Annotated in this window: 4 protein-coding genes; 2 read left to right on the forward strand and 2 right to left on the reverse strand. The window is 61.4% G+C overall.

Translation table 11 applies throughout. The annotated features are described in order from the left end of the window. Positions 1-126 precede the first annotated feature (126 nt). Positions 127-1,110, reverse strand: a complete 984-nt coding sequence (locus ACW9JE_RS29680) for a GlxA family transcriptional regulator (RefSeq protein ID WP_457434786.1) — start codon at positions 1,108-1,110, stop codon at positions 127-129. A 90-nt stretch (positions 1,111-1,200) separates the two neighbouring features. On the opposite strand from ACW9JE_RS29680, the gene inhA reads away from it, so the two are divergent. Next, positions 1,201-1,884, forward strand: coding sequence for an isonitrile hydratase (gene inhA, locus ACW9JE_RS29685; protein ID WP_457434788.1), 684 nt, complete (start codon positions 1,201-1,203; stop codon positions 1,882-1,884). Between the two features lie 260 nt (positions 1,885-2,144). On the opposite strand, the gene ACW9JE_RS29690 is transcribed toward inhA, so the two are convergent. After that, positions 2,145-2,633, reverse strand: coding sequence for an SRPBCC family protein (locus tag ACW9JE_RS29690; RefSeq protein WP_224539347.1), 489 nt, complete (start codon positions 2,631-2,633; stop codon positions 2,145-2,147). A gap of 159 nt (positions 2,634-2,792) precedes the next feature. Between ACW9JE_RS29690 and ACW9JE_RS29695 the strand changes: the two genes are divergently transcribed. Further along, positions 2,793-3,194, forward strand: a complete 402-nt coding sequence (locus ACW9JE_RS29695; protein ID WP_457434787.1) for a lysozyme inhibitor LprI family protein — start codon at positions 2,793-2,795, stop codon at positions 3,192-3,194. Positions 3,195-3,289: the final 95 nt, after the last annotated feature.

Below are 3,289 nucleotides of genomic sequence, written 5' to 3' on the forward strand. Positions count from 1 at the left end.
GCAGTCGTAAAACCTGAGTGCGAGATTTTCCTGAAACACCGCGTTGGCCGATTTTGCGACTGCTTCGCAGCCGGACGCAGGCTTCGCCAGCTGCTACACAGAGCGTGTTTTGACCCGGCGACCACCTCAAGGCATGACTGGATCTGCTTCAGCACTGACCGAAAACCGCTCGCGATAAGCCTGCGGCGACACCCCCATGGCCCGCAGGAAGCTGCGGCGCAAGGTCTCTTCGCTGCCGAAACCGCATTGCACCGCGACCCGCTTGATCGGCACGCCGGTGTCGCTGAGCAGACGCCGGGCGGTTTCGACGCGGATCAGTTCGATGGCCCGGGCCGGGGTCTGGCCAGTGTCGGCGCGGTAGTGGCGCACGAAGCTGCGTTCGCTCATGCCGGCCTGCTGGGCCAGGGTCGGGATGCCCAGATCCTTGGTGAGGTTTTCGCTGATCCAGGCGTGAAGTTCGTCGAAGCGGTTGCCTTCGTGCTGCAACGACAGGGTCACGCTGAATTGCGACTGGCCGCCGGGACGTTTGAGGAACACCACCAGTTGGCGGGCGACTTCGAGGGCCATGCTGCGGCCCAGGTCGGCTTCGACCATCGCCAGCGCCAGATCGATACCGGCGGTGACCCCGGCGGAGGTCCAGACCGGACCGTCGTTGATGAAGATCGGATTGGGTTCGACCTGCAACTGCGGGTGCTGCTGCGCCAGTTGATCGCAGCGGGTCCAGTGGGTCACCACGCGCCGCCCATCGAGCCAGCCGCTGGCCGCCAACAGGAACGCCCCGGTGCACACCGACGCCACCCGCCTACACTTCTCCCCATGCTCGCGCACCCAGGCCACCAATGCCGGATCCTGCGCCGCCGCGTAAACGCCCCAGCCGCCGGCGATGATCATGGTATCGCTGCCCTGCTCCGGCAGTGGTTCGGCCAACATGGCCAAGCCCGCCGACGACGTCACCGCCGGACCCGAACTGGCGATCACTGATGGCGCATAAGGCGCGGGCAAACCCCGCTGACGAGCGATGTCGTTGGCCGAAGCGAACACCTGCAAAGGCCCGGTGACATCAAGCAACTGCACATTGGCGAACGCGAGAACGTGAATGAGCTTGGGCATTTTGGCGTAATTCGAGGGGTTATTGGCGTATGCGCCAAATCCTAGGCGCCTACAGTGAAGACGTCCACCCACTTCCAGGAGAAAAACACCATGACCTTGCAGATCGGCTTTCTGTTGTTTCCACAGATGCAGCAACTGGACCTGACCGGCCCTTACGACGTGCTGGCTTCGCTGCCGGATGTGAAGGTGCATCTGATCTGGAAGGATCTGGTGCCGGTCACCGCCAGCACCGGCCTGGTGCTCAAGCCGACCAGCACGTTCTATGACTGCCCGAAGCTGGATGTGATCTGCGTGCCAGGTGGCAGCGGGGTCGGGCCGTTGATGGAGGATGATGAGACGCTGGCATTCCTGAAAGTCCAGGCCGCGACGGCACGTTATGTCACCTCGGTGTGCACTGGCGCGCTGGTGCTTGGCGCGGCCGGCTTGCTCAAGGGCAAGCGCGCCACCACCCACTGGGCCTATCACGAGTTGCTGGCACCGCTGGGGGCCATTGCGGTGAAGGATCGGGTGGTGCGCGACGGCAATCTGCTGACCGGTGGCGGCATTACCGCCGGCATCGATTTCGCCCTGACCCTGGCCGCCGAGCTGTTCGACCGGGAAACCGCCGAGCTTGTGCAATTGCAACTCGAATACGCCCCGGCTCCGCCGTTCGCGGCCGGCAGCCCGGACACTGCGCCGGCCGGGGTACTGCAGGAGGCCCGTCAGCGCGGAGCGAGTTCACTCAAACTGCGCGAGCAAATCACCGAACGCGCCGCAGCGAAACTCGACCTGTAATGAAAAAAGGCGGGGAGCACGCAATGCTGGCCGCCTTTTTCTGCGCCCATAAAAAAAAACGCCGAAGCGGGTTCTTCCAAGACCATCACGACTCCCTGTCGTCAGCATTCCATGCAAATGGCCGATCATCCTTGATCCTGTCGCACTCCCTGTGCGTCAGTGGATGTGGCCAGAATACGCATCGGATCCAATCTGTAACAGAAGACAAAAGTGCCATCACGTGTACGACATTCGCTATAGATTCGCTATTCGAGCCTGCTTCACTCATTCTCACGCTCACGAGCCTTGGCGCTTTCGGCGAGAAAGTGTTCGAGCCGGCCCAGTTGCTCTTCCCAGCCACGGCTGTCCATGTAATACGCCTCCTTCTGGCGTATGTCGGGAATGTGCGCGAAACCTGACTCGGAGACCCTGAGCAGGGTTCCGACCGTGTTGTCTTCCAGTTCGAACTTGACCAGGGTGGTGGGCTCCTGGGAGTAGTCGATCTTCGGGTTGACCGCATAGGGGTGCCAGCGGAAGGAAAACAGCTGCTGCGGCTCGACCCGCTCCACCAGCACGTTCCACAACACGTGTTCGTAACCGGGGTACGTGACCTGCCCCTGGGTCCACTCGCCGGCAATGAAGCGCCTGCCTTCAAGTGCCACGCCGAACCATTGGCCGAACGCCTCGGCATCGACCAGGGCACGCCAGACATGGGAGCGCGGCGATTTGAGAATTATTTTGCGCTCAAAACTATTGGGTACTGGTTTCATACGTCACCTCCTGTACTGAACAACAGTAGGCCTGTAAGACCACATGTCCAGCCCGAAAGTTGTCTGAATGAGGTGTCAGCTGTCGCAAACGTGACCTTTGCGCCGCGGCCGGCTTCGCTACACTGGCTCATCACTTCAACTTTCACAGGGAGATTCCCCATGCATGTACGCATTCTTCTGGCGCTGACGCCCTTTTTGTTCACCCCGCTGGCCCATGCCCTGGACTGCGACAACGCCACCACGCAGGCGGATATGAATCAGTGCGCGGCAGTGCAGCATGCTGCGGCGGACAAGGAGCTCAACGCGCTGTACCAGCAGATTACCGCCCGGCTCAAGGGCAATCCCGACAGCAAGAAACTGTTGCTCAGCGCCCAGCGGGCGTGGCTGGCGTTTCGCGATGCCGAATGCAAGTTCTCGGCGTCCGGGGTGGAGGGTGGGAGTGTTTATCCGTTGATCTATGGCAATTGCGTGACCGAATTGACCAAGGCGCGGGTTGAGACGTTCAAGACTTACTTGAAGTGTCAGGAGGGGGATTTGGGGTGTCCGGTGCCGGGGGTTTGAATCCAGGGTGAGCCTTGGGGCCTCATCGCGGGCAAGCCCGCTCCCACAGTGGTTGGTGGTGTTGGCGGATTTTGTGACCGACAAAGTTCCTTGTG

The organism is Pseudomonas sp. SDO55104_S430, from assembly GCF_054070595.1.